The following is a 23,605-nucleotide window of genomic DNA, read 5'->3' as shown; positions in this document are numbered from 1 at the left end:
AAAATTTTAATTGACATACGCATCGTATGTCAATTATGTTTACATACGTTACGTATGTGAAAATTTAAACAGCTTTCTAAAATACGTATAAATTAAAATTGAGCGAGAATTATCATGACTAGAACTGCAATATTTCCCCAAAATCGCCATGCTTTGTATGAACAGCATGATTATTCTGCCGCAATCAAATCAGAAGATTTATTATTTGTTTCTGGTCAGGTTGGTAGCCGTGAAGATGGCAGTCCTGAACCTGACTTTGAGAAACAGGTAGAACGAGCTTTTGAAAACTTGGCTGCTACATTGGCAGCGGCTGGTTGTACTTTCGATGATATTGTCGACGTCACGACCTTTCACACCAATCCTGAACAGCAATTTGAAAGCATTATGAAAGTTAAAAACCAGATTTTTACGCAAAAGCCCTATCCGAACTGGACAGCTGTGGGCGTGACCTGGCTGGCAGGTTTTGACTTCGAAATCAAAGTCATTACGCGTATCCCTCAATCCGCTAAGACCATGTAAAACTTAACCCTGCAATCAGGTCTGTTATTGAATGGGATTGTTCTCCAGCTTGAAGATCAATTCGCTATAATGACGCATTAATTGTTATTGAATCCTAGTTATGGCTGAAAAGTTGATTAATTCCCCTGTGAACCATTGGTGTGAGTTCGAATTCCTCTCCAAAACGGTGAAGAATCCAAATATTCATATTAAGGGCAATTACAGTTATTACTCAGCCTATTGGGATCAAGGTTTTGAGCGTTGTGTGGTGCGTTATCTGCATGATAAGCCAGCTACACCAGAGAAGCCGATTGACCAGCTTTATATCGGGAATTTCGTCTGTTTTGGCGCAGAATGCGTAATTATGATGGGTGGTAACCAGTTACACCGAACAGACTGGATTTCTGCGTTTCCATTCGATACACGTAGTTTTGTGCCTGCAGGTGATACAGTCATTGGAGATGGCTGTTGGATTGGCTCACGTGCCATGATTATGCAAGGTGTAAAGCTCGGTGAAGGTGCTGTGGTGGCAACAGGTGCTGTCGTCACAAAAGACGTTCCACCTTATGCGATTGTAGGTGGCGTGCCTGCGAAAATTATTAAATATCGCTTCCCTGAAGAAGATATTAAGAAACTACTTTCTCTAAAGCTCTATGACTTAGATGAAAAGCAGTTTTTAAAAATGCGTGAGCAGTTGCAAACGGATGATGTTAGATCACTGCTACATGCCTTTACTGCGCTTGAATAAAAGGGATTAACGCCAAACTCCGCTGTTTATATTCGTCGATTTTATTATTCTTAAGCCAGTTTATATTCAAATAACTTAAACGCCATTCATAATAAGCCAATCCTACATCTCTATAGCTGATCTTAAGTACGGTCTCCTTCTGATCATCACAATAATTATTCTTTTTATCTTTCATATCTTTGTAGCAGGAAAGTCGATTCTGGTATTCGTAAAAAGGTAAATGCTCGAAGACCAGTTTTGTCTTTCCTTTTGGAAGTAATTGAATAAACTGTGCATTCTGTTCACCTGCATCATTTGAAACCCAGCCATGAATTAAGGCAATAGCATAACTATGCCGATAGAGTGGGTATAAGGCAGGATATATAAATTCTATACCACTCTTATCCTCTTCAAGCGCATAAACCTGTTGATACCTGGTTAGATCCCAATAATCAACGATTTGATACTTTCCAAGATGTTTTGAAAGCTGAATCATTTGTAAATTTTCATTAATTAAATAATATTTTTCAGCTTCAGCAATTTTAACTACCCAAAGTTTTGCACCACTCTCATCACAACTAAGTTTTATTTTCTGACAAATTGATCGTATTTCTGCTTTGGAAATACTTTTTTCTTTAAAAGGAAGTGACTTAATTGAATCTGCAGCAAAAACAGGTAAAGCAATAAAGAAAATCAGAGTTGATAGCATTAAATTTTTAATCATCATACATATTCTTGTTATTTGTTTTATTTTAACTATTGTAAGGCTTTTTAGATTTTTAACCAATGAAGCCACAAAACATTAGCCATAAAAAAAACCCACTCAATCGGAGTGGGTTTTTCAGAATATGGTGGCTATGACGAGACTTGAACTTGTGACCCCCGCATTATGAGTGCGGTGCTCTAACCAACTGAGCTACATAGCCTTAAACTGTGCGCGCATTATGGGTTTTTCTGTTTAGAACGTCAAGCCCATATTGTGCTGATTGATCAAAATTTGGTGAAGTGAGCCGATAAGCCGGGTTCTGTCGAGAACGATCATTCCTCTAGGCGTACAATCACTCATACGCTCAAGCGACCTACCCGGATCCAGCATGGGCCATGCCTAAAGGATCCCTATTTGGTCTTGCTTCCGGTGGGGTTTACCATGCCATGAACTGTTACCAGCCATGCGGTGCGCTCTTACCGCACCCTTTCACCCTTACCTCCGATTCCGATTGCTCAGAACCATAATGAAGGCGGTCTACTCTCTGCTGCACTTTCCGTCGGCTCACGCCGCCCAGGCGTTACCTGGCACCTTGCCCTATGAAGCCCGGACTTTCCTCCCCTGCTTCAATCACGGAGATCTCCACAGCAGCGATCGTCTGGCTCACTTCGAGCCGCATAGTACCAAATCTGGCGACTAATTGCTTGATGTTTTTTGAGCAGTCAGTTTTTCATACTTGGCCTGAAGCTCCTCACGGGTCTCGGCATGGTTCGGATCAAGCGGGATACAGTCCACAGGACAAAATAACTGGCACTGTGGTTTGTCGTGATGTCCGACGCATTCTGTACATAAGTCCGGGTTAATTTCATAGATGACGTCACCCATAAAAATTGCCTCATTCGGACAGACAGGTTCACAGACATCACAATTGATACATTCATCGGTGATATATAAAGACACTCTACCAACCTTGCTGAAGTTTACGCTCGAAGGCTTCAACCACGTTTGGCGGAACAAACTTGGTCACATCACCTCTTAAACGAGCAATTTCACGCACCAATGTGGATGAAATAAAAGAATATTGCTCTGAAGGGGTTAAAAATACCGCTTCAAAATGAGAATCCAGTTGACGGTTCATGTTGGCCAGCTGGAATTCATACTCAAAATCGGACACTGCACGTAAACCACGTAATACCGCTGTAGCATTCTGCTCGCGGAAGAAGTTCACCAGCAGGCCATCAAATCCTACAAATTCAACATTGTTCAAATGGCTTAATGACGTTTGGGCCAGTTCAACTCGTTCTTCCAGACTAAATACCGGGTTTTTGTGATGTCCGATTGCAATTGCAACTACAACTTCATCAAACATCTTTGCTGCGCGGGTCACCAAATCAATATGGCCATTGGTGATCGGATCAAAAGTTCCCGGATAAATTACACGAGTTTTAGTCATCCATTTGTACTCTGTTTATTGTGTAAGTTTCCATTTTAACAAAATCTTCATTTTTTAGTGAAGAAACTCCATCAATTTAAACACTTCAACTCAATAAAAGTTACGGTACAATAGCTACAACTTTGGAAGTGTCTGATTATGGCGAAAGCAACTGTAGTTAAAAAAAATAACGGCGGAACGATTGCTCTGAACAAACGTGCCCGTCACGATTATTTTATTGAAGAAAAATTTGAAGCTGGGCTTTCCTTGCAAGGCTGGGAAGTAAAATCCCTGCGTGCCGGTCGTATGAGTATTGTGGAGAGCTATATCACCTTTAAAAATGGTGAGGCGTTCCTGTTCGGCGCACAGATTCAGCCTTTACTGAGTGCATCTACCCATGTTGTCCCTGAAGCAACGCGTACCCGTAAACTGCTGCTGAAACGCCGTGAAATTGAAAAACTCATGGGCGCGATCAACCAGAAAGGTTATTCCTGTGTACCACTGGCCTGTTACTGGAAAGGCCCGCATGCCAAGCTGGAAATTGCGTTGGTAAAAGGTAAACAGTTACACGACAAACGTGCATCTGAAAAAGACCGTGACTGGCAACGTGATAAAGCGCGTATTTTCCATAAATAATGCCAGCAATAAAAAAACCTCCAATTGATGGAGGTTTTTTTTATGGATCGAATTAGGCTTTCAGATTCAGACGGGCCAGTGTCAAGGCAATATATTCACCAAACCAGATCGCGGTTTGTAAATCCCCTTCCGGTGGTGTCACTTCAACAGGCGCATTATCAGATTGGGTCATGAGACCCAGAAAGCTCGACATCCGATTCAGATCGGTCACTGCACGTCCTGTCGGCATTAATGGTAAGCCACTCCACAACATGCCATGCTGCATGGCAAATAAGTTGATTTGCTGCAGGACCGCCAACTTGTCGCCACTGAGTCCACCACCATTGGTAAAGGCTGCAGCCAGTTTACCCTGCCAGCTACGTGCCAGCCAGCGCTTGGACGACTGCTCCATAAATAACTTCATGGCAGAAGTCAGACTACCCATATAGGTCGGACAGCCAAATACAATTGCATCGGCAGCGTCCAACACCTCCCAATCCACCTGTTCCACATTCATCATATGCACCTGGACACCAGTTTTTTGTGCGCCTTCGGCAATGAAGTTTGCCACTTTAGCCGTGTGTCCATAAGGACTGTGATAAACAATCGCAGCAGATTGGGAAGATAGGGACATAACAATCAAAAACCAAGAATTTCAATCAAGTTTAACATTTTCATGCCATAAACACGAATGTTGCCATGCGTCCGGTTTTGGCTTCACGGCGATAGGAAAAATATTCATCCGCCTGACGATATGAACACTGATCGCCACCTAGAACAGTCTCAACACCCTGCTGCTGTAAGATGTAACGCGCAATCGCATACAGATCCGCATAGTATTTTCCGGCCTGTTCCCCTGCCTGAAATGCACTGTCCAGTTCAGGATATTTGGAACAGAAAGCTTCTTTTACTTCTGAGCCAATTTCAAAACAAGGCTGGCTGATCGCTACACCGAGCCACGCCCAGGTAGGCTTGGATTGCATCGCGGCAATGGTATTTTCAACGATACCGCCTGCCAGCCCACGCCAACCCGCATGCAGATTGGCTACTTCAGTGCCTTCAGCATTACCCAGTACCACAGGTAAGCAGTCTGCCGTCATCATCATCAAGGCATGGGCCTTGCGCTGTGTGACCAGGCCATCGCCGACCAATGCCTCGAAAGGCATCTGCTCATTGATGGTATGACAAATGGTGCTATGCGTCTGTGTCATCCAGGTAATTTTGTCCACACCAAAAGGCTGGAAGTCTTTCAACAGCTGGATGCGATGCTTCTGTACACGTGCAGCATCATCATTGACATGCAAAGCCAGGTTAAAGCCGGCCAGTTCTGGCTGGGCTGAAGGCTGTACCTGTTCATGATGAACACGGGTCTGACCCACATAAACGCCTTGAGGCAAACCTTGTACAAATTGCATGTCGCTTCCCTTTTTTTAATGACTGCTAATAGAATGAAAAATTAATAGGCCTTGTTTTCGCTACGCAGCACTTCAACCAGATTGGCGAAGTCTTCTGGCCACGGCGCATTAAAGGTCATTTCTTCTTTGGTACGTGGATGTTTCAGGCCTAGAGTCGCTGCATGCAGTGCCTGACGTTTAAAACCACGCAAGGTGTCATCCAGCAATTGCGAAGCACCGGCTGGCATACGCACACGTGGCATATAGACCTGATCACCCACCAGACCATAGCCCAGGTAGCTAAAGTGCACACGAATCTGGTGCGTACGACCGGTTTCCAGACGTGCCTGAATACGGGTGAAATGCTGGAAGCGTTCTTTCACATTGTAGTGCGTCACCGCTTCCTTACCGCCTGGCAGGACTGCCATTTTCACACGATCCACTGGATGACGTTTAATCGGTTCATCAATGGTACCGCCGGCAATGATGTTGCCATATACGATCAGGTCATACACACGGTAGACGGTCTTTTTCTCAAGCTGCTTGCTAAGCGCAAACTGCGCTTCCAGATTTTTAGCGACAACCAATAGACCACTAGTATCTTTATCGATCCGGTGCACTAAACCTGCACGCGCCAGTTCAGAAGATTTCGGATAATGATGCAGCAAGGCATTGACCAGTGTACCAGTCATATTGCCTGCACCCGGATGTACCACCATGCCCACTGGTTTGTTAATGACAATGATGTCATCATCTTCATAGACGATATCCAGTGGAATATCTTCAGGCAAGCTACGGGTTTGTGCCTCCAGTTCAACGTTTAAAGTCAGGGTTTCAAAGCCGTCACTTTTAAATTTCGGCTTAACTGGTTGACCATTCACTAATAAATTGCCGTCTTTGATCCATTGCTTGAGCTTTTCTCGAGAAAAATCGCTCCAGACCATGGCCGCAATCTGGTCGATACGTTGCCCGATATAACTTTCATCCAATTGAAATTGCAACGATAAACGTGTTGCAGTTGCGTCTGAAGTATGGTTATCTGCATCCTCAGAATCTTCAAGTAAATTGAAATCAGTATCAGGGATATTAGAATTGGAAGATTGTGCTTGACTCATTTGCTCATTCAGACAAAAGTGGTTTAATAGTGCAATTGTAGCTCATTGCCCGTATTAACAGAGGAATTTTTATGTCGCTACCACATTATAAAATGACAATGCTTGCTATGACGTTAGGCATTGCATCGGCAATGGTAGGCTGTAGCAGTAATCCAAAAAAAGAAGTCGTGGACAAAGGTCCAGAATCTAGCGAACAGGTTTATATCCAGAAAGCACAGAACGCGCTAGATCGCAAACAATATACTGATGCAGCAAAACAGCTCGAAGCACTGGAAACCTATTACCCAACCAGCCAGTATGCACCGCAGGCGCAACTGGAACTGCTGTATGTCAAATTCCAGCAAAAAGATTATGAAGGTGCTGTTGCACTGGCAGAACGCTTTATCCGTCTGAATCCGCAACATCCAAATGTCGACTATGCTTACTATGTCCGTGGCGTAGCGAATATGGAGCAGAACTATAATGGCCTGCTACGTTATACCTCACTAAAACAGTCACACCGTGATGTGAGCTACCTGAAAGTAGCTTACCAGAATTTTGTCGATTTCATTCGCCGCTATCCATCAAGCACCTATGCAGTAGACGCTGCACAACGTATGAAGTTTATCGGTCAGGAACTGGCAGAAAGCGAAATGAATGCGGCCCGTTTCAATATCAAGCGTAAAGCATATCTGGCTGCTGTTGAACGTGGTTTATGGGTAATTGAACACTATCCACAAACGCCACAGATTCCAGAAGCGCTGGCAACCGTTGCTTACGGCTATGACAAACTAGGTGATAAAGCCACAGCACAGCAATATATCGAAGTACTGAAACTGAACTATCCAGGTCTGGTGAATGCTGATGGTACTGTGAACCTGCGTGCAGCACGTAGTGAAGGCAGTTTCTTCAACCGTGCGACTTTGGGTATTTTCGGTAAAGAAGCCAAAACCGTGACCGATACGTCTAGCCAATCATCTGAAGACCAGTCAGAAAAACGCAGTCTGACCAATCGCATGACTTTCGGTTTACTCGATCGTCCTAAAACTAATGAAACTGAGCTACCTGAACCGATTGCTGAATAAGCCGACTCTCGAAGGTGCAATTTCCTCAAGGGCAAGTTATCATACTTGCCCTTTTGCATTTTCTGAGCAATGCTTGAACAAATTGTGCAAACAGGTTATACCAATTAATTCATTTATAGCGTTGGATGAATCATCCTACTCTTAATTTTCAATGATTTAACACCTAAATAACGCAGCACGAGAAGCTTAGCAAACCATGGCCATTCCTCAGCATACGATTGATCAGATTCTCGATCGCACCGATATTGTCGATGTGATTGGTCAATACGTGAAACTAAAAAAAACTGGCCGTACTTATTCGGGCTGTTGCCCTTTCCATCAGGAAAAATCGCCTTCTTTCCACGTCTACCGTGACAAGCAGTATTTCCACTGCTTTGGCTGTCAGGCCAATGGTAATGCCATTCGCTTTTTAATGGATATTGGCAGCCGCAATTTCATTGAAGTGATGAAAGATCTGTCCAGCCAGACCGGAATTGAACTGCCTAAAGACAATAAAGATTCCAACCGCTTAAAATACAAACGCGAAGCTAAACCAAAACCGGTTGCAGCATCACCAGCAAAAACTGCGGATACATCTACAAATCCGACGCCTGAACAGTCTGCTTATTTTGATCCATTTGCTGAAATTCAGACACCTGAAGCTGAATTTTATACAGATGATCCTTTTGCTGCTTTTGAGCAAATGCCTACAGCAGAAGCACAAGCAGATGGCAACTTATATGACTTGCTGGAAAATATTGCGCAGTTTTATGAGCGTCAGCTACCCAACAGTCCAAGTGCCCAGCAATATTTTAAACAGCGTGGTCTGACCGCAGAAACGATTGCCTACTGGCGACTCGGTTATGCACCGGAAGACTGGCAGCATCTGGAAAAAGCCTTCCCGCAGGATATTGAAGGTCTCAAACTTTTAGGTCTGATTCGTACCAGCGACAGTGGCCGGGATTTTAACCTACTCCGTGACCGTGTCATTTTTCCGATTCGGGATAGTAAAGGCCGTGTGGTCGGTTTTGGTGGTCGTGCACTAAATGACGAAATTAAACCAAAATACATCAACTCACCCGATTCAGAAGTTTTCCATAAAAACCAGTTATTGTATGGGCTGTATGAAGGTCGCAAGCAGAAAGCTCAAGACTGGCTGATGGTGGAAGGCTATATGGATGTCATTGCCTTGCAGCAATATGGCATTCATGGTGCAGTGGCTACTTTGGGAACAGCAAGTAATACTGATCACCTAAATATTCTGTTCAAGCAGAATAACCGGATTACCATTGCTTTTGATGGTGATGCGGCTGGACAAAAAGCGGCACGCCGTACTCTGGAAATTGCTCTACCCTTACTGAACGATGGGCGTGAGCTAAAATTCTTTGTTCTGCCGAATGACCATGACCCCGACTCCCTGATTCGTCGTGAAGGTATTGAAAATTTCCGCCGTCTGCTGGATCAGGCACCGTTGCTCTCTGACTTTGTCTTTGCCCATCTCACCCAGAACCACAACATTGCAACGCCTGAAGGTAAAAGTCAGGTGATGGGAGAGCTACGTCAGCTAACCGAATTATTGCCAAAAGCTGGCTCATTCCGTTATCTACTACAGCAGTTCTTTCGGGAAAAACTCGGTTTTAGCCGCAAATGGCAACCCAAAGTCAATAATGACGCCTCTCTAAGCTTTAGCACCAAAATTGATGCCGAAGAGTATGTCATTGCGATTCTGTTGAATCATCCATATCTGTATATTCATTTTGAACCATTACGCGCACTGGTCAGTGAAGATCAGCTGTTGTTCAAGATTCTGAATATATTGAATGTGATTTTTGATGAATTGCCGGATGATCCGGAATTGTCGACCTATTATGTACTCGGTGCCTGTGCTGCACATCATCATGAGTTACAGCATATCCTGCAACATGCCAATGTCAGTGATTACACCTCTTCTCCTGAGCAGGCAGACAAACTGGCGGCAGACTTCTCGATCAAGCTGCAATATCAGTGTCTACAACACAAATTAAAATCGAAAAAGTTTAGTAGCATCGCGGAGATGAAAAATCTCAAGATGCGGATTTATGAAATTGATAAAAAACGTTCCATGACCTTACTCGAAGATTAAAAATCATGAAAATAAAAAAGGCGTTTATTTTAAACGCCTTTTAAATATCGGAAAGTTATCCCGACATCATCTTAATGTTTAACCTTACGGCGATGCTGAACCACGTCCTGCAAACTGTTCTGTAGCATTTCAAAATAGCTTGGATCTTCAGCTTTGGCAGCTTCACGCAGCATGATTGAGGTCGGATGCAGAAGTTTTTGGGTCAAACGATGCGAAAATTCGGCCAATACTGTTTCAGCACTTTCACCTTTAGCGATGCGTTGCATAGCGGTTGCCAGTTCTTCCTGACGTAAGCTTTCCCCATAATCCCGGTAAGCATGAATCGTACTACCCGCCTCACTCACCTTCTGCTGGGTGATCAACTCAGTCGCCAGTTGATTGACCATCACTTCCGCTTCGACCGCTGCCTGACGACGCTGCGCCAGGTTTTCATCAATCACGCTTTGCAGATCGTCCACGCCATAGAGATAAACTCCATCCAGCTTTTCAACTTTTGGATCAATATCACGCGGTACAGCCAGATCGACCAACAGCATCTGCTGGTAACGGCGCTTCTTTAAGGCAGCTTTGACATCCGGATAGTGAATGACTTGATGCAAACTACCGGTACAACTAGAAATCACATCTGCACGATGCAGGTTTGCTGCCAGTTGATCAAAGTCAATAATTTCTACATCTGCACGGTGGGCAATTTCCTGCGCCAGATTCTCTGCACGAGCACGAGTCCGGTTACAGATAATGATTTTTCCGACGCCCATTTCTGCCAGATGTTTGGCCACCAGACTGTTCATTTCCCCGGCGGCTACCACCATCACAGTCAACTGCTCAGGTCGGCTAAACACTTGCAATGCTAATTGCGCGACTGCATAACCCATTGAGACTGCATGACTGCCGACTGCTGTTTCCGAGCGCACACGCTTAGCTGCATAAAAGGCATATTCAAAGATACGATTCAGGTTTTGCGAAACGGTTTTAGATTCTTTGGCAAGAGAGAGTGCGGTTTTGACCTGTCCCAGAATCTGCGGTTCACCAAGCATCAGGGAGTCGAGACCACTGGCGACACGCATCAGATGAGTGACGGCTTGCGCATTCTGATAGCAATAAACATGATTCTGTAATTGCTTGGGATCAATACCATTGGTCTGGGCGAGCCAGTTTAGCACCATGTCGACATTGTCCGACATCGCGTAAACTTCGGTCCGGTTACATGTAGACACCACCACCATATCATTCAGTACAGGGTGCTGGCTTTGCTCGGCAAGTAAAATGCTTAACTTTTCAGGGTTAAAAGCAATCTTTTCGCGCAGCTCTACAGAGGCAGTTTGATGGTTGACACCCAATGCAAAGAAAGACATATCAGGTCATCATTTCACTAAATTTATGCTATTGTGCAACATCGGTGTCATAAAAAGCATTACTTGGATAAAGAAAAATTGCGTCTAACAACTAGCCGTATAAACGGCCCTACCATTAAGCAATATTCTACCACATTCTTGCTGGTGGTTAGCATGGCTTCAACTGCTCATCTTTATGCAGCAGAAGCAGTTTACCATGCAAATCAAAATTATGATGCGATAAAACAAAGTATGATAGCCGAGTTCGCACTCGCCTATCGCGATATTCCAAACGCTTTACACAACTATACTGTGCTGGCCATTAAAAGCAATTCCACCGCGGTTAAACAGCGCGCACTCAATATCGCCCTCGAACATGAAGACCTGAATGCAGCGCTGGATATTTCTACCCACTGGGTCGTTCAAGAACCACAGGATGTGCCGGCATTATTCTATCTGGCGCATATTGCCTTAAAAGCGCATGAGTACGAACTGGCGGCAGAAACGCTGGAAAAGATCCTGAAAATTGATGATAACGCCGATCTGGAAGAAATTCTGGCCGGGATTGCCCCGGATGAGCCGGATGACCGTGAATATTTAATTCAGGCTCTAAGTACTAGCAAAGCCAAAGACAATCCTTCGATTCTGGTGCTGGTCGCCGGTCTGGAAGCACAAAAAGGTCAGCTAGAACAGGCTCTCAATACCATCAACCGCGCCTTAAAAAAACGTCCAAAGTCGACTGGTTATATCCTGATGAAAGCCAATCTGTTGGCGGCATTGGGTGATGATGCGGAAACGCTGAAATGGTACGAGAAAGCCAGTCGTAAACATCGCAACAACATGGATATACGTCTGGCTGAGGTCAAATACCTGATCAAGCTAAATGAAGCTGAAAAGGCCTTACAGAAACTAGAAACGATCCTGAAAAAATCACCACAACACGAAGAAGCACTGTTTATTGCCGGTCTGACCAGTATTGACCTGCAGCAATATGAACGAGCTGAAAAATACCTGGTTGAGCTCCGTTATTCGGCTCAGTACCAGAATGAAGCCTATTACTATCTGGCGGTCAATGCAGAACGCAAACAGCATTATGAAACCGCCAAGGCGTATTACCGCCTGGTGGATGGCAGCCTGTATACGGTCTCACGACGCAATATCATTGCGATCTTTGCCGAGCAGGATAAACTGCATGATGCACTGCGCTTTCTGACTCAGGAACGGGTCAATTATCCGCAACATGCCAGTTTCCTGTATCTGGCTCAAGCGGATATTCTGAAACGCATGAATAATAAGAACGCAGCGATCCGAATTCTGGAAGAAGCCAGCAAAAACCTGCCGGATGATCCGGAACTGGTCTATGCTCAAGTCTTGTTGTTAGATCCGCATGAAGATCGTGATCAACTGGATCAGTTGTTAAAAACCCTGCTTAAAATCGAACCGAATAGTCCAACCTATCTGAATGCTTATGCCTATACGCTGGCCCGTCAAAATCGCCATCTGGATGAAGCACGGCGCTATGCTGAACAGGCACTGGAATACGCACCAGAACAGGCTTCTATTCTGGATACCTATGGCTATATCTGTTATTTGCAGAATGACTTTGCTACGGCTGCCCAAGTGCTGCTTAAAGCCTATGAACTGAATCCAAGTGCGAAAATTGGCGTCCGTTATGCACGTTCGCTTTATATGAAAGGTGATCTACAACAATTCCATCAAGTGTTACAACAATTACAACAAAACCATCCAAATGACCCAGAATTAAACCAACTTAATTCGCTATTGTTAGCACCACAATCCTGAACGAGTCCATTCTTTTATGCGCAACATAAGTACTTTAGGCTGCTGTTTCCTTGCTTCTACTGCCCTATTCATGAGTGGTTGTCAGCAGATGGTGCAGCAAAAAGCGCCTGTCACGCCATCGGTACAGGCTGAAAACCAGTTCCAGCTGCAAGGTAAAATCGGGGTACGTACACCTCAGCAAAGCGGTAGCGCCTTTTTTACCTGGGTTCAGCAGCAAGAAGAATTTGATATTGAACTAACTGGTATCTTAGGTGCCGGAAAAACCCAGATTTCAGGTACTCCTGGCCAAGTGACTTTGAATAGTGCCAAAACCGGCCTGATCAAGGCAGCAACGGCAGAAGAACTATTGCAACGTGCAACCGGCTGGCAAGCCCCGATTAGTCATTTAGTTGATTGGGTACAGGCACGTCCCGCGACTCAATCTGCCCAGATCCAGAAAGACAGCTCACAGCGTATCAGCCAGATTATTGAACAAGGCTGGACGGTAGATCTGAGTTATAACCAGCAGGCAACTGTTCCAAACCGCTTGATTTTAAAGCAGTCACTTGAGAATGGGGGTGAAAACCGTATTACAATGGTGATTCAAAACCGTTAACTGGTCTGACGCAAGCTTATGATGATTCGTGTTCCCGCACCTGCAAAACTGAATTTGTTTCTCCATATCACCGGTCGCCGTCCGGATGGTTATCACGAGCTGCAAAGTATCTTTCAGTTGATAGATTTGTGTGACTGGCTAGAGTTTGAGCAAACAGATGATCAGCAGATTCAGATTGAAGGTTTGTCCTCAGTCGATCTGGAACAGAATCTCATCTATCGTGCAGCGCAGATTTTGCAGCCTTATACCAAAACGCCTTCTGGTCTGATCATTCGACTAGAGAAGAATATTCCCATGGGTGCAGGTCTTGGTGGTGGCTCATCCAATGCAGCAACGACCCTGATTGTGCTGAACCAGTTATGGCATTGTGGCTTAAATTCTGAGCAACTGGCAGAGCTCGGCGTCAAGCTGGGCGCGGATGTGCCTATTTTTGTTCATGGTCGCAATGCCTGGGCTGAAGGTATTGGTGAACACTTAACATTCATAGACTTAGATCAAAAACAGTTCATTGTGTTAAAACCTGACTGTTTTATCAGCACTCAACAGCTTTTTTCACAAAAAACGTTGACAAGAGACACGAAGCCCTCTAAATTTTGCGCCTATCAGATAAAGCCATCTGATTTCGGAAATAACTTTGAGCCAGTGGCAAGAAGCCTATATCCAGAAGTCGATGAGGCAATGCAATATCTCGATCAATTCGGTGTTGCAAAGCTTACAGGTACAGGTGCTTGTGTTTTTATCGAAGTAACTGATGATATGAATGTGACCGACATTCTTGAGAATGCACCATGTAAATCTTACTTGGTGAACAGTCTACAAGAATCGCCATTACATCATTTCAAGGTTCAATAGGGGTATCGCCAAGTGGTAAGGCACCGGGTTTTGATCTCGGCATCCGTTGGTTCGAATCCAGCTACCCCTGCCATTATTCACCTGTAGATGTACTGTATTAGGGGTATCGCCAAGTGGTAAGGCACCGGGTTTTGATCCCGGCATCCGTTGGTTCGAATCCAGCTACCCCTGCCATCTTACAGTTCATCAAATCTAGGGGCGTCGCCAAGTGGTAAGGCACCGGGTTTTGATCTCGGCATCCGTTGGTTCGAATCCAGCCGCCCCTGCCATTTTCTCGAAAAAAGACAGAACATCATTTGCTGTAAGACTGTTAATTTACCTTGACACAATACCGCAAAAATATTAAAGTTCTGCCGCATTAGGGGTATCGCCAAGTGGTAAGGCACCGGGTTTTGATCCCGGCATTCGTTGGTTCGAATCCAGCTACCCCTGCCATCTACTTCCATACATACCAACCGCCAAGGGTGCTTCATGCCCAATCTTGTCGTTTTTAGTGGAACCGCGCATCCACAATTCGCTCAAAAAGTCGTAAGTCACTTACATATTCCTCTAGGCGCTGCCTCTGTAGGCCAGTTCTCTGATGGCGAAATCGCTGTTGAGATCACTGAAAATGTTCGTGGTAAAGACGTATTCATCGTACAACCTACTTGTGCACCGACCAACGATAACCTGATGGAAATCCTGGTTATGGCTGACGCGTTACGCCGTGCAAGTGCTGGTCGTATTACTGCCGTGATTCCTTACTTCGGTTATGCCCGTCAAGACCGTCGTCCCCGTTCAAGCCGTGTGCCGATTACTGCAAAAGTTGTTGCAGATATGCTGACCACTGTAGGTATTGACCGTGTGGTGATGATTGACCTTCACGCTGACCAGATCCAAGGTTTCTTCGATATTCCTGTAGACAACATCTACGGTACGCCAGCCCTGCTTGCTGATTTACGCCAACAACAGCATCATAACCTGATGGTTGTTTCTCCTGACGTAGGTGGTGTAGTTCGTGCTCGTGCTGTTGCGAAACAGATGGGTGATATCGACCTGGCGATCATCGATAAACGTCGTCAAAAAGCGAATGAATCACAAGTGATGCATTTGATTGGTGATGTGAAAGATCGTGACTGTGTGATCGTTGATGACATGGTGGATACTGCTGGTACGCTTTGTAAAGCTGCTGATGCGTTGAAAACTTTCGGTGCCCGCAAAGTAGTTGCTTACGCGACTCACCCAGTATTATCTGGTAAAGCACTTGAAAATCTGAAAAATTCTGTGATCGATGAGTTGGTAGTTACTGACACCATCCCTCTTTCAGAAGAAGCTTTAGCTCTTGGCAAGATTCGCCAGGTTTCAGTTGCAAGCATGGTTGCTGAAACAATTCGTCGTATCAACAACGAAGAATCTATTAGCGCAATGTTCGATTCTTATCTATAATAGTGCGCTGAATTTCCAAAGCCCTGCCATTTGGCGGGGCTTTCTATCACCGGATCGGTCGCAGGTCCGGTTCATTTAAAACTTAAATAGGATGTCTATCATGGCAAACTTCGTATTAAACGCAGAAGCACGTGAAGTAGCACAACAAGGGAAAGGTTCGAGCCGCCGCCTTCGTCATGCTGCTAAAGTTCCAGCGATCATCTATGGTGGCGAAGCTGCTCCTGTAGCTGTTTCTCTTGAACTTCGTCAGCTTGTTAAATTCTTAGAAAGCAACTCATTCTTCGAAGAAGTAATCGAAATTGATGTAAACGGTAAAGTTGAAAGCGTTAAAATCCAAGCGTTACAACGTCACCCAGCTAAAAACACTCCAATGCACGCTGACTTCAAACGCGCATAAGTGTTAATGGTGTAGATTAGTGTCAAATATTTCACTGATTGTAGGTTTGGGCAACCCAGGTTCTGAGTATGCTCAAACCCGCCATAATGCAGGCTTCTGGTTTGTAGAACGCCTTGCAGATCAATATGGCATTAACCTTAAAAAAGACCCTAAATTCAATGGATTCAGCGGTCGTGGCAATATCGAAGGTCAAGACGTCCGTCTCCTTCTACCTACAACATTCATGAACCTTTCCGGTAAAAGTGTTGTTCCTTTCGCCAAATTCTACAATATCGCACCCGAATCAATCCTGATTGCCCATGATGAACTGGATATGAATCCAGGCATTATTCGCCTGAAAACTGGCGGTGGTCATGGTGGACATAACGGTTTACGCGATATCGTGCCGCATATCGGTCCGAACTTTCATCGTCTACGCATTGGTATTGGTCACCCAGGTTCTAAACACCGTGTTTCTGGTCATGTCCTGAGTAAAGCACCAAGCAGTGAACAAGAGTTAATGGACGATGCAATTGCCCATGCACTTGCTCGCGCCAAAATGCTGGTGAACGGTGAAGTACAACAGGCAATGAATCAAATCAATGCTTATAAACCGAACTAAACATTCATAAATTGCTGGACAATTCCGCTTGCCTTGCTGGCCATTTAGGCGCAAAATGCGCAAGCCTACCCACTTATCCAGTGTCGTAGAAATTGATTCAACCATAAGATCAAAGTCTTAGGTCAACTAAGGGGACGCTAGCCATGCTATCTCGTTTATTAAAATGCAAAATTCATCGCGCTTTTGTTACACATGCAGAATTACACTATGAAGGTTCATGTGCAATTGATGGCGTTTTGATGGATCTAGCTGGCATTCGTGAATACGAAGAAATTCATGTCTGGAACGTGACCAATGGTAAGCGTTTTACTACTTATGCCATTCGTGGTGAAGATAATTCAGGGATTATTTCTGTGAATGGTGGTGCTGCGCACCAGGCTGATGTTGGTGATATCGTGATTATCGCAACATTTGGTGATTTCACTGAAGCCGAAGCCAATGCTCATAAACCACGTCTGGTTTATGCCAACCCGGATAACACTGTGAATCACACTGCAAATTGCATTCCGGTACAGGTTGCCTAAGCTGGTTCAACAAGATTCTCAAAAGCTCGCTTCTCGCGGGCTTTTTTATGGGCTGATTAAAATAAAACTAACGCCCCTGCCACCAGCTTTTTCGGTTCTCACAGTTTAAGGACTTAAGATTTTGATCTACCAGGTCAGCCAACAAAGTTTCTCCATTTTCTTTTAGCTTTAATTCGGCGAATTTAGCATTACGATAACAAGGCTCAAGTCCCTCAGCGAACATAAAACTGTTGGCAGCCGGATATAAGCCTTCAAAGGTATTCCGTGGATTTTTCAGGATTAGTCGCGCTGAGCGTGGCTGATCCAGCGCACTTCGATTAAAACTGGTTTTGACAACTCTTCTTTGCTCATCAAGCTGTACATAGCTTAGTACACGGGACTGGTTTTCAAAATCTTGAATACTGATTTTAGGTTCTGATTGTTCTGATCTATTCTCCGCTGCTAGTGCACTAAAATGCAGATCATAATTCAGCGCCATATAATCGCCTTGCAGAATTGATCGCGGATCTACTGGTGCCAGCTCCACATAAATACTTTGGCTATCTCGAAGATGCCATTCATGTTGCGCAATCAATCCACAAAATAAGGCAATACTGAAAATAGCCAGATGCAAAGGAAGAAACTTTTTCATCTTGCCTCTCCTTGCTCATGTTGTAGTTTTGACCCCTTTAAAATATAGGCCAGCAACAAGACCAGTATCCCTGAAGCAAAGATACTGATGCTTTTTAATAGGAAGCTTAAGCCCAGATTGTAATACAGCATCCATAGCCAGAAGATCAGCAATAAAATGGTAAGTGCCTGTATAAGTCGTTGCTGATAGACCACTGCCCACGCCATAAGCAGCATAATAATAAAAATCTCAAAATAGCCCAACAGAATGAGTAAGATGCCAAATATAGGAATCAGCCAGAGCCATTTTTCATAAAATTGCTGCCAGTTTTGCCAGATAAAACCAAGCAACAATAAGCTCGGAAGAACATAAAACAGCAGAACGTGGTCAAGGCTGATCTGCCCGATGCCCTGCCAGTGCTCTAATCCAGTCACAGATTGAACCACGGCTGAACCTGTCAGCATAGCAATGATCCAGAGCAGAATACTTTTCTGATAAATTGAGGACTGCCAATATCTAGCGGTTAGAATTAGCCCGATAAAAATGACATAGTTCAAGCTTAGGGCAAGCGTGATTACAATATCATCATGCTTAAAGGAATTCTCTAATGCCAAAACCACAATTGCTAAAGCATGAGCTATCAAGAGCTGTAAGGTTAGAATGAACCAGTGCATCCGTTTGATCACAGTCAGAGCCAGCATCATTAATTGCAACAGCCACACTATAAACAGACTATCGGTGAGCAGTTCCGTATGAATTAATACCGCAGCTTGCCCGCAAACCCAAAGACAATAGGCAAACTGACGTAGAAATATGGAATTCTTTTGACTTAATAATTTCCAAGCGATGCCAATAAAAATGAGACCTAAAACAATTGAAACTGCTTTCCAATAGGTCAGTAATAAGACTGCCAGAATAATTCCAGCTATCCATGCACCAAGTGCCAAAGGAATGACGGAGAATTTGGTTTGTGGAAAAATTTTCTTTAGGGCAAAACTGATCAGCGCAAACCAGCCAAAGATCAGCATTGCCAAGATAAATAAGCCCGCTGCTGAATTGGTAAGCTGATCGTCCACCAGTTCAAACAGCCATAGGCTCAAACTGGCAGCCAAGCCTGCAATCAGTAAAATGGTTTCTAGTGCCTGATGCTTACGATAAAAATAAAATGCAGCCCCTGCTGGTAGAACAACTGAAGAAGCCAGATAGATCAGCTGAAAATGATGGGTAAACTGCATCATACTGCTGATCGAAATCATGATAATGAATGCAATAAACAGATATCGCAGTAACGAATAATAACGTATGGCAAAGGCAAAGCTGATGGCCGTCAGTAGATTCAAAGTCAGTAGATATAATCCTTCTGCCCGTATCATCCAGAAACTTTGCTTAAAGTAAAAATACAATGCCAGCTGACTGACCACACAAAGCATGGCAAAAACCCCGATATTTGGTCGATATAGCCACGGCAACAGCAATACGGCCCAGAGCAGAAATAACTGATAACTATCCGCACCAGTCTGATAGATCTGCCCAATCACCACCAGACTTAAGCCCAGCATCAGGCCAGATACAGTATCCAGACTCTGTCTGATCCATTCCCGCTGATTAAAGTAAATGCTGGCTATTGCACTACAGAGTAAAACCAGCATTGGAATTGCTAACTGTACCTGATTCGGTAGCATCCACCAGTTCGCAGCCATTAAATACAGCAAACTGACTGCAATCAGCGCAACGCCCAAAATATTGAGATAACGCAAAACCTTTGCATCACAAAACAGCAAGGGAGAAAATGGATTATTATGGATCAGCTCGGTTTTCTTCATTGTCAGAATGATTGATCAATTTCTATTGTTAATAGCAACATAACATGTTTCCAGTTTTTTGCTAAAGGACTGTAGTAATTCAGATAATCTGTTTTGCTTATCTGAAATTCTGCAAATTCGTGACTGGCCAAACTATCCCATCTTTTAAAAATCAGGACTATAATGGCCCTACATCGCTTCAGGGCGGGGTGAGATTCCCCACCGGTGGTAATTTCAGGGTAGTAAATCTCTATTCCTAAATCAGCCCACGAGCGGTCAATTTCGATTGATCTGCAGATCTGGTGCAAATCCAGAGCCGACGGTATAGTCCGGATGAAAGAAGACGAAAGCAGTACACCCTGTTTTATGCCTGGCATGAAACTGTTTTGCTATAAGCCTATTTTCACTATGTCCTGAAATGTTCAATCGTACTTTTACTTTACGTGAGCGTTTCAATGTCAAGTTTGATTCAACCCGAAATTTTCTTTTCCGCTTTAGCTCCCGCTGAACAGCGCATCCAACAAGCACTCGAGGACATCCGCCAAGGCAGACCTGTTCTGGTGATGGATGACTTTGACCGCGAGAATGAAGCCGACCTCATCATTGCAGCAGAGACTTTGACTGTAGAAACCATGGCTCGTATGATTCGTGATGGTTCCGGTATTGTGTGCCTATGTCTGACTGATGAACTGGCCAATCATTTAGAACTGCCACCTATGGTGCAGGATAACTCTAGCCAGTTTAAAACTGCATTTACTGTCACCATTGAAGCTGCGGAAGGTGTGACGACTGGTGTATCTGCCAAAGACCGTACCACCACGATTAAAGCAGCCATTAAAGACGGTGCTGTCGCCAGTGACCTGAACCGTCCAGGGCATGTCTTCCCTTTACGTGCACGTGAAGGTGGTGTGTTGACCCGTCGCGGCCATACCGAAGGTACGATTGATCTTGCGCGTTTAGCTGGCTTGAAACCTGCCGGTGTTCTGTGTGAACTGACTAACCCCGATGGCACCATGGCTTCTGGCATTCAGGTATTGTCTTATGCACAGACGCATCAGCTGACCGTGATTACCATTGATGAACTGGTGCGTTACCGCCAGCAGCACAATGTATAAGTATAAGATTTAAAGATAAAAAATCCCGGCTTAAGACCGGGATTTTTTATCTTATATAAATATTTTTAGATGAGTACAGATAATATTCCATAGACTGCGACTACCAATAAAATCAAACCGCACAAACCAAGCAAATACGGATACAACCTGGATTTAGCAAAGCCTTGAAAGCCTAAATAAACTAATGACAGGGTCAAAAAATCCAGGACAATCCAGCTGATCGTCAGAATAACCAAACTTAAATCCAGATTTGGCGTGATGCCAATAAACTGCGGGAAAAACGCAGCAAAGAAAATAATATCTTTGGGGTTGGAGATCCCCACCAGAAAACCGGTTCGGAAGCCACCCTGTACTGGCTGCAAGCCTTGTGAACTGGTTGAACCCTGCCCTTGCCAGACTTCCCGGAAAATCTGGATTCCCAGCCAGGCAATATATAAACAGCCAAGCAGCTTGATGCCATTCAGCCAGTTTTCATTAATGACCAATAAGCCTTTTAAGCTAAAAATAGATAAGGTGATCAATACCAGAGAAGCAAAATTCGTCCCGAAAATGGTCTGCAAAGCATGCTTATAGCCACCTTTCAGTCCAGCACTAGCGACCAGCAACATCACAGGCCCAGGTGTGGCAATCATGATAACGACGGCCAGACAATAGAGAATATATTCACTGATATTCATGCCATTTCCTCAGCTATCATGATTTTACTAAATAAAAAAGAGGACTTAGTCCTCTTCCTGCATATGAATCAAATGCTGACTGATCCCATCCGCCCGTAAAAAAGCCAGGTCATAACTGGCTTTGGCGAGTGCCAGTACCCGACGTTCGAATTCATCCCAAAGCGGGCGCACCTGTTTGTAATGAATGCCTAAACCGCTTTCATCAGTAAAATGACGATTCTTTTCACAGAGTTTTAAGGCATGGTAAAGCTTACGACCTTTAGTCGCATCTTCACGTAGACGCACCCGTTTAGACAGGACAAATGTTTCCACTTTGGCCAGATTCGCCATCGGCAGCATCGGGACCAAAATCTGATCTAGCTGTGCATCCAGCCGCTGCCAGACCGCAGTATGTTGATCTGCGTTATAACTATTCCAGTGAATCACTTCATGATTAAAACGGCGGCAACCACGACAGACCGCATCACCAAATACGGTTGAGCAACGCCCTGCGCAAGGGGTCAAAGATGCAATACGACGATCCGAACTCAAAACTTACTCCAACTGTGCTGCAACTTCCAGCATCTGCATCATTGCATCAAAATCCTGGGTCGGCATGACTATACACGCTCTCCCTATCGATTTGAAGTCCGTTAAAACCCGGCCTTTTACTCGCTTATTCATTCAAATCACGTTAAAATATGCGCCTTTCAAATTATCATGCTACGTTGGAGTATTCCATGAACGCTACTGTAGAACAGCTTGCACCTGTAGAACAGCAAGCGACGACTGGTTGGGTTGTTGCCGCACTTTATCAATTCAAAGAAGTTCAAGATCCTGCGGGTCTGCAACAACGTCTTTTAGAGTTGGTAAAAACCATCAACCTTTGCGGTACTCTAATTGTGGCAGGTGAAGGCATTAACGGGACTGTTGCGGGTAACCGTGAAGCCATCGACAAAGTACATCAGTTTCTGCTTGATGAAGGCTTCAACGAAATGGAATACAAAGAGTCGCATAGCTCTGACAAACCATTCCGTAAAATGAAGATCAAGCTGAAAAAAGAGATTGTGACTTTAGGTGTACCGGTTAAGCCACGTGATCTGGTTGGCCATTATCTTGATCCTAAAGAATGGAACGAGCTGATTGCACGTGATGATGTGATTCTGGTTGATACCCGTAATGATTACGAGTACAAAGCTGGTACCTTCAAAGGCGCAATCGATCCAAAAACTGAAACTTTCCGTGAATTCCCTGAATATGTGAAAAAGAACCTGGAACAGCACAAGGATAAGAAAATTGCCATGTTCTGTACCGGTGGTATTCGTTGTGAAAAATCAACTTCTTTATTGCTTCAGGAAGGCTTTAAAGAGGTGTATCACCTGAAAGGCGGTATTCTGAAATACCTAGAAGAAACTCCAGCTGAAGAAAGTCTTTGGGAAGGTGAATGTTTCGTATTTGATGGCCGTACTGCAGTTACACATGGTGTGGAAGAAGGTCAAAATACCAAATGTCATGCGTGTGGCTGGCCATTAACGCCTGAAGAGGCAGCGCTGCCAAGTTATGAACACGGCGTATCTTGTGTGTACTGCATCGATAAAACTACCGAGAAACAAAAAGAAGGTTTCCGTATGCGTCAATCGCAAATTCTGGCTGCAAAACGTAAACGTCTCTAATTCCAGTTTTGTAACTAAAAATATCTAAGCCCTCTTCGGAAGGCTTTTTGTTTACATAAGCATTACATCTGCAATAAAAAACTTACCAATCCCTTACCAAGAACAGCATATTTTTACAGCTAAGCTTGATAGTCTTTATATCACATTACTTTGTTACCATAAGTCTTTCATTATTAATTAATTTTTTAAATGAAAAGGAAAACAAAATGGCCAATTCACTTGCTCGGGATCCAGATAATATTGTTAGATTCCAACCTAAAGAAAATACAAAACTGGAACGTATTACCCAACTGACAGATGAGCTAGAAGCAGAATCACATCTGTTTATTGTGATCTTGGGAACTATCATTGGTGCCATTCTTGCCCTGTTTATTGGCTACCATATTGAGGCTACAGCAGCACACTATTTACTGCTCAGTGCTCTGCCAGTTTGCCTGGCTTACAGCTTACGTAAAGTTTACATTTATACCTTAACCCATAGTTAATCCACACTTGGCCATTTATATAACTTAACTTTACCCTCTTAAAAATACTGCTTAGGATACAAGCAGTATTTTTTATTTTGC

At 44.1% G+C, this 23,605-nt stretch carries 26 protein-coding genes, 5 tRNA genes, 1 other RNA gene and 1 riboswitch; of the genes, 19 read left to right on the top strand and 13 right to left on the bottom strand.

Going from position 1 to position 23,605, the window contains the following annotated elements:
* Nucleotides 1–114: 114 nt before the first annotated feature.
* Both FTV14_RS00710 and FTV14_RS00705 read left to right on the top strand, forming a co-directional pair.
* On the top strand, nucleotides 115–519 hold the full coding sequence (locus FTV14_RS00710) for a RidA family protein (protein WP_166137828.1): 405 nt from the start codon (nucleotides 115–117) through the stop codon (nucleotides 517–519).
* A 100-nt stretch (nucleotides 520–619) separates the two neighbouring features.
* The gene (locus tag FTV14_RS00705) at nucleotides 620–1,246 is read left to right on the top strand and encodes a CatB-related O-acetyltransferase (protein WP_166137831.1); all 627 of its coding nucleotides are present in this window, start codon (nucleotides 620–622) and stop codon (nucleotides 1,244–1,246) included.
* On the opposite strand, the gene FTV14_RS00700 is transcribed toward FTV14_RS00705, so the two are convergent.
* The 5 genes from FTV14_RS00700 to coaD all read right to left on the bottom strand — a co-directional run bounded on the left by FTV14_RS00700 (nucleotide 1,230) and on the right by coaD (nucleotide 3,384).
* The gene (locus FTV14_RS00700) at nucleotides 1,230–2,021 is read right to left on the bottom strand and encodes a hypothetical protein (RefSeq protein WP_227607397.1); all 792 of its coding nucleotides are present in this window, start codon (nucleotides 2,019–2,021) and stop codon (nucleotides 1,230–1,232) included. The genes FTV14_RS00705 and FTV14_RS00700 overlap by 17 nt on opposite strands.
* Nucleotides 2,022–2,074: 53 nt before the next feature.
* Nucleotides 2,075–2,151: transfer RNA gene (locus FTV14_RS00695), tRNA-Met, on the bottom strand.
* A gap of 72 nt (nucleotides 2,152–2,223) precedes the next feature.
* Nucleotides 2,224–2,601, bottom strand: an RNA gene (gene rnpB / locus FTV14_RS00690) — RNase P RNA component class A.
* Nucleotides 2,602–2,627: 26 nt separating this feature from the next.
* A complete protein-coding gene (locus tag FTV14_RS00685; RefSeq protein WP_034581081.1) occupies nucleotides 2,628–2,891 on the bottom strand; it encodes a YfhL family 4Fe-4S dicluster ferredoxin in 264 nt (87 codons plus the stop codon).
* Between the two features lies 1 nt (nucleotide 2,892).
* Entirely contained in the window at nucleotides 2,893–3,384 is a 492-nt protein-coding gene (gene coaD, locus FTV14_RS00680) for a pantetheine-phosphate adenylyltransferase (protein WP_004784820.1), read from the bottom strand.
* Between the two features lie 138 nt (nucleotides 3,385–3,522).
* On the opposite strand from coaD, the gene smpB reads away from it, so the two are divergent.
* Nucleotides 3,523–3,999, top strand: coding sequence for an SsrA-binding protein SmpB (gene smpB / locus FTV14_RS00675; protein WP_004784822.1), 477 nt, complete (start codon nucleotides 3,523–3,525; stop codon nucleotides 3,997–3,999).
* A gap of 52 nt (nucleotides 4,000–4,051) precedes the next feature.
* On the opposite strand, the gene FTV14_RS00670 is transcribed toward smpB, so the two are convergent.
* Genes FTV14_RS00670 through rluD form a run of 3 tightly spaced genes read right to left on the bottom strand, consistent with a single transcriptional unit; the run spans nucleotide 4,052 to nucleotide 6,487 of the window.
* Nucleotides 4,052–4,612, bottom strand: coding sequence for a flavodoxin family protein (locus tag FTV14_RS00670; protein WP_180010600.1), 561 nt, complete (start codon nucleotides 4,610–4,612; stop codon nucleotides 4,052–4,054).
* 40 nt (nucleotides 4,613–4,652) lie between these two features.
* Nucleotides 4,653–5,393, bottom strand: a complete 741-nt coding sequence (gene pgeF, locus FTV14_RS00665; RefSeq protein WP_180010598.1) for a peptidoglycan editing factor PgeF — start codon at nucleotides 5,391–5,393, stop codon at nucleotides 4,653–4,655.
* A 41-nt stretch (nucleotides 5,394–5,434) separates the two neighbouring features.
* On the bottom strand, nucleotides 5,435–6,487 hold the full coding sequence (gene rluD / locus FTV14_RS00660) for a 23S rRNA pseudouridine(1911/1915/1917) synthase RluD (RefSeq protein WP_004784827.1): 1,053 nt from the start codon (nucleotides 6,485–6,487) through the stop codon (nucleotides 5,435–5,437).
* A 71-nt stretch (nucleotides 6,488–6,558) separates the two neighbouring features.
* Between rluD and FTV14_RS00655 the strand changes: the two genes are divergently transcribed.
* Both FTV14_RS00655 and FTV14_RS00650 read left to right on the top strand, forming a co-directional pair.
* A complete protein-coding gene (locus tag FTV14_RS00655; RefSeq protein WP_180016906.1) occupies nucleotides 6,559–7,551 on the top strand; it encodes an outer membrane protein assembly factor BamD in 993 nt (330 codons plus the stop codon).
* A 196-nt stretch (nucleotides 7,552–7,747) separates the two neighbouring features.
* Entirely contained in the window at nucleotides 7,748–9,652 is a 1,905-nt protein-coding gene (locus tag FTV14_RS00650; RefSeq protein ID WP_180016904.1) for a DNA primase, read from the top strand.
* A gap of 71 nt (nucleotides 9,653–9,723) precedes the next feature.
* Here FTV14_RS00650 and hemA read toward each other — a convergent pair whose 3' ends face one another.
* Nucleotides 9,724–11,007 (bottom strand): glutamyl-tRNA reductase, encoded by a 1,284-nt coding sequence (gene hemA / locus FTV14_RS00645; protein WP_180016902.1) that lies wholly within the window; start codon nucleotides 11,005–11,007, stop codon nucleotides 9,724–9,726.
* Nucleotides 11,008–11,085: 78 nt separating this feature from the next.
* Here hemA and FTV14_RS00640 point away from each other — a divergent pair, with 78 nt between their 5' ends.
* The 11 genes from FTV14_RS00640 to panD all read left to right on the top strand — a co-directional run bounded on the left by FTV14_RS00640 (nucleotide 11,086) and on the right by panD (nucleotide 17,183).
* Nucleotides 11,086–12,789 (top strand): tetratricopeptide repeat protein, encoded by a 1,704-nt coding sequence (locus FTV14_RS00640; protein WP_180016900.1) that lies wholly within the window; start codon nucleotides 11,086–11,088, stop codon nucleotides 12,787–12,789.
* A gap of 16 nt (nucleotides 12,790–12,805) precedes the next feature.
* On the top strand, nucleotides 12,806–13,384 hold the full coding sequence (lolB, locus tag FTV14_RS00635; RefSeq protein ID WP_159123461.1) for a lipoprotein insertase outer membrane protein LolB: 579 nt from the start codon (nucleotides 12,806–12,808) through the stop codon (nucleotides 13,382–13,384).
* 21 nt (nucleotides 13,385–13,405) lie between these two features.
* The gene (gene ispE, locus FTV14_RS00630) at nucleotides 13,406–14,236 is read left to right on the top strand and encodes a 4-(cytidine 5'-diphospho)-2-C-methyl-D-erythritol kinase (RefSeq protein WP_180033460.1); all 831 of its coding nucleotides are present in this window, start codon (nucleotides 13,406–13,408) and stop codon (nucleotides 14,234–14,236) included.
* Nucleotides 14,235–14,309: transfer RNA gene (locus FTV14_RS00625), tRNA-Gln, on the top strand. Before ispE ends, FTV14_RS00625 begins: the two co-directional genes overlap by 2 nt.
* 26 nt (nucleotides 14,310–14,335) lie before the next feature.
* A tRNA-Gln gene (locus FTV14_RS00620) sits at nucleotides 14,336–14,410 on the top strand.
* Between the two features lie 20 nt (nucleotides 14,411–14,430).
* Nucleotides 14,431–14,505: transfer RNA gene (locus FTV14_RS00615), tRNA-Gln, on the top strand.
* A gap of 91 nt (nucleotides 14,506–14,596) precedes the next feature.
* Nucleotides 14,597–14,671: transfer RNA gene (locus FTV14_RS00610), tRNA-Gln, on the top strand.
* A 36-nt stretch (nucleotides 14,672–14,707) separates the two neighbouring features.
* On the top strand, nucleotides 14,708–15,661 hold the full coding sequence (locus tag FTV14_RS00605; protein ID WP_004784839.1) for a ribose-phosphate pyrophosphokinase: 954 nt from the start codon (nucleotides 14,708–14,710) through the stop codon (nucleotides 15,659–15,661).
* A gap of 100 nt (nucleotides 15,662–15,761) precedes the next feature.
* Nucleotides 15,762–16,058 carry a 50S ribosomal protein L25 gene (gene rplY, locus FTV14_RS00600; RefSeq protein ID WP_004784841.1) on the top strand — a complete coding sequence of 99 codons (297 nt, stop codon included), beginning with the start codon at nucleotides 15,762–15,764 and terminating at the stop codon, nucleotides 16,056–16,058.
* Between the two features lie 19 nt (nucleotides 16,059–16,077).
* Nucleotides 16,078–16,659, top strand: coding sequence for an aminoacyl-tRNA hydrolase (gene pth / locus FTV14_RS00595; RefSeq protein ID WP_180010592.1), 582 nt, complete (start codon nucleotides 16,078–16,080; stop codon nucleotides 16,657–16,659).
* Between the two features lie 143 nt (nucleotides 16,660–16,802).
* Nucleotides 16,803–17,183: an aspartate 1-decarboxylase gene (gene panD / locus FTV14_RS00590; protein ID WP_004784844.1), complete on the top strand. Its 381-nt coding sequence runs from the start codon at nucleotides 16,803–16,805 to the stop codon at nucleotides 17,181–17,183.
* A gap of 67 nt (nucleotides 17,184–17,250) precedes the next feature.
* Here the strand turns inward: panD and FTV14_RS00585 are convergent, their stop codons facing one another.
* Both FTV14_RS00585 and FTV14_RS00580 read right to left on the bottom strand, forming a co-directional pair.
* Entirely contained in the window at nucleotides 17,251–17,814 is a 564-nt protein-coding gene (locus FTV14_RS00585) for a GDYXXLXY domain-containing protein (RefSeq protein ID WP_159123458.1), read from the bottom strand.
* Complete coding sequence (locus FTV14_RS00580; protein ID WP_180016897.1) at nucleotides 17,811–19,616, bottom strand: DUF2157 domain-containing protein; 1,806 nt, start codon at nucleotides 19,614–19,616, stop codon at nucleotides 17,811–17,813. The genes FTV14_RS00585 and FTV14_RS00580 overlap by 4 nt, the downstream gene beginning before the upstream one ends.
* A 171-nt stretch (nucleotides 19,617–19,787) precedes the next feature.
* Nucleotides 19,788–19,944, top strand: a riboswitch (FMN riboswitch).
* Nucleotides 19,945–20,050: 106 nt separating this feature from the next.
* Here FTV14_RS00580 and ribB point away from each other — a divergent pair.
* Nucleotides 20,051–20,710, top strand: coding sequence for a 3,4-dihydroxy-2-butanone-4-phosphate synthase (gene ribB / locus FTV14_RS00575; protein ID WP_180010586.1), 660 nt, complete (start codon nucleotides 20,051–20,053; stop codon nucleotides 20,708–20,710).
* 65 nt (nucleotides 20,711–20,775) lie between these two features.
* Here the strand turns inward: ribB and FTV14_RS00570 are convergent, their stop codons facing one another.
* Both FTV14_RS00570 and FTV14_RS00565 read right to left on the bottom strand, forming a co-directional pair.
* Nucleotides 20,776–21,387, bottom strand: coding sequence for a LysE family translocator (locus FTV14_RS00570; RefSeq protein WP_180010584.1), 612 nt, complete (start codon nucleotides 21,385–21,387; stop codon nucleotides 20,776–20,778).
* A gap of 45 nt (nucleotides 21,388–21,432) precedes the next feature.
* A complete protein-coding gene (locus tag FTV14_RS00565) occupies nucleotides 21,433–21,918 on the bottom strand; it encodes a DUF1289 domain-containing protein (protein ID WP_179992824.1) in 486 nt (161 codons plus the stop codon).
* A 188-nt stretch (nucleotides 21,919–22,106) separates the two neighbouring features.
* Between FTV14_RS00565 and FTV14_RS00560 the strand changes: the two genes are divergently transcribed.
* Both FTV14_RS00560 and FTV14_RS00555 read left to right on the top strand, forming a co-directional pair.
* Nucleotides 22,107–23,039: a rhodanese-related sulfurtransferase gene (locus FTV14_RS00560; protein ID WP_159123453.1), complete on the top strand. Its 933-nt coding sequence runs from the start codon at nucleotides 22,107–22,109 to the stop codon at nucleotides 23,037–23,039.
* Between the two features lie 206 nt (nucleotides 23,040–23,245).
* A complete protein-coding gene (locus FTV14_RS00555) occupies nucleotides 23,246–23,524 on the top strand; it encodes an FUSC family protein (RefSeq protein ID WP_159123452.1) in 279 nt (92 codons plus the stop codon).
* Nucleotides 23,525–23,605: the final 81 nt, after the last annotated feature.

This window comes from Acinetobacter sp. YH12236 (assembly GCF_013417645.1).
GTDB lineage: Bacteria > Pseudomonadota > Gammaproteobacteria > Pseudomonadales > Moraxellaceae > Acinetobacter.
Note: the sequence above shows the minus strand (reverse complement) of the source record. Positions and strands in the feature narration are given on the sequence as shown.

What these genes read in the sequence shown, in the direction of transcription:
- ribB (WP_180010586.1), top strand. Translation starts at nt 20,051, where the DNA reads ATGTCAAGTTTGATTCAACCCGAAATTTTCTTTTCCGCTTTAGCTCCC.
- FTV14_RS00655 (WP_180016906.1), top strand. Translation starts at nt 6,559, where the DNA reads ATGTCGCTACCACATTATAAAATGACAATGCTTGCTATGACGTTAGGC.
- FTV14_RS00705 (WP_166137831.1), top strand. Translation starts at nt 620, where the DNA reads ATGGCTGAAAAGTTGATTAATTCCCCTGTGAACCATTGGTGTGAGTTC.
- FTV14_RS00710 (WP_166137828.1), top strand. Translation starts at nt 115, where the DNA reads ATGACTAGAACTGCAATATTTCCCCAAAATCGCCATGCTTTGTATGAA.
- FTV14_RS00560 (WP_159123453.1), top strand. Translation starts at nt 22,107, where the DNA reads ATGAACGCTACTGTAGAACAGCTTGCACCTGTAGAACAGCAAGCGACG.
- FTV14_RS00585 (WP_159123458.1), bottom strand. Translation starts at nt 17,814, where the DNA reads ATGAAAAAGTTTCTTCCTTTGCATCTGGCTATTTTCAGTATTGCCTTA.
- hemA (WP_180016902.1), bottom strand. Translation starts at nt 11,007, where the DNA reads ATGTCTTTCTTTGCATTGGGTGTCAACCATCAAACTGCCTCTGTAGAG.
- rplY (WP_004784841.1), top strand. Translation starts at nt 15,762, where the DNA reads ATGGCAAACTTCGTATTAAACGCAGAAGCACGTGAAGTAGCACAACAA.
- FTV14_RS00605 (WP_004784839.1), top strand. Translation starts at nt 14,708, where the DNA reads ATGCCCAATCTTGTCGTTTTTAGTGGAACCGCGCATCCACAATTCGCT.
- pgeF (WP_180010598.1), bottom strand. Translation starts at nt 5,393, where the DNA reads ATGCAATTTGTACAAGGTTTGCCTCAAGGCGTTTATGTGGGTCAGACC.
- rluD (WP_004784827.1), bottom strand. Translation starts at nt 6,487, where the DNA reads ATGAGTCAAGCACAATCTTCCAATTCTAATATCCCTGATACTGATTTC.
- FTV14_RS00570 (WP_180010584.1), bottom strand. Translation starts at nt 21,387, where the DNA reads ATGAATATCAGTGAATATATTCTCTATTGTCTGGCCGTCGTTATCATG.
- coaD (WP_004784820.1), bottom strand. Translation starts at nt 3,384, where the DNA reads ATGACTAAAACTCGTGTAATTTATCCGGGAACTTTTGATCCGATCACC.
- FTV14_RS00555 (WP_159123452.1), top strand. Translation starts at nt 23,246, where the DNA reads ATGGCCAATTCACTTGCTCGGGATCCAGATAATATTGTTAGATTCCAA.
- lolB (WP_159123461.1), top strand. Translation starts at nt 12,806, where the DNA reads ATGCGCAACATAAGTACTTTAGGCTGCTGTTTCCTTGCTTCTACTGCC.
- panD (WP_004784844.1), top strand. Translation starts at nt 16,803, where the DNA reads ATGCTATCTCGTTTATTAAAATGCAAAATTCATCGCGCTTTTGTTACA.
- smpB (WP_004784822.1), top strand. Translation starts at nt 3,523, where the DNA reads ATGGCGAAAGCAACTGTAGTTAAAAAAAATAACGGCGGAACGATTGCT.
- FTV14_RS00580 (WP_180016897.1), bottom strand. Translation starts at nt 19,616, where the DNA reads ATGAAGAAAACCGAGCTGATCCATAATAATCCATTTTCTCCCTTGCTG.
- FTV14_RS00650 (WP_180016904.1), top strand. Translation starts at nt 7,748, where the DNA reads ATGGCCATTCCTCAGCATACGATTGATCAGATTCTCGATCGCACCGAT.
- ispE (WP_180033460.1), top strand. Translation starts at nt 13,406, where the DNA reads ATGATTCGTGTTCCCGCACCTGCAAAACTGAATTTGTTTCTCCATATC.
- FTV14_RS00670 (WP_180010600.1), bottom strand. Translation starts at nt 4,612, where the DNA reads ATGTCCCTATCTTCCCAATCTGCTGCGATTGTTTATCACAGTCCTTAT.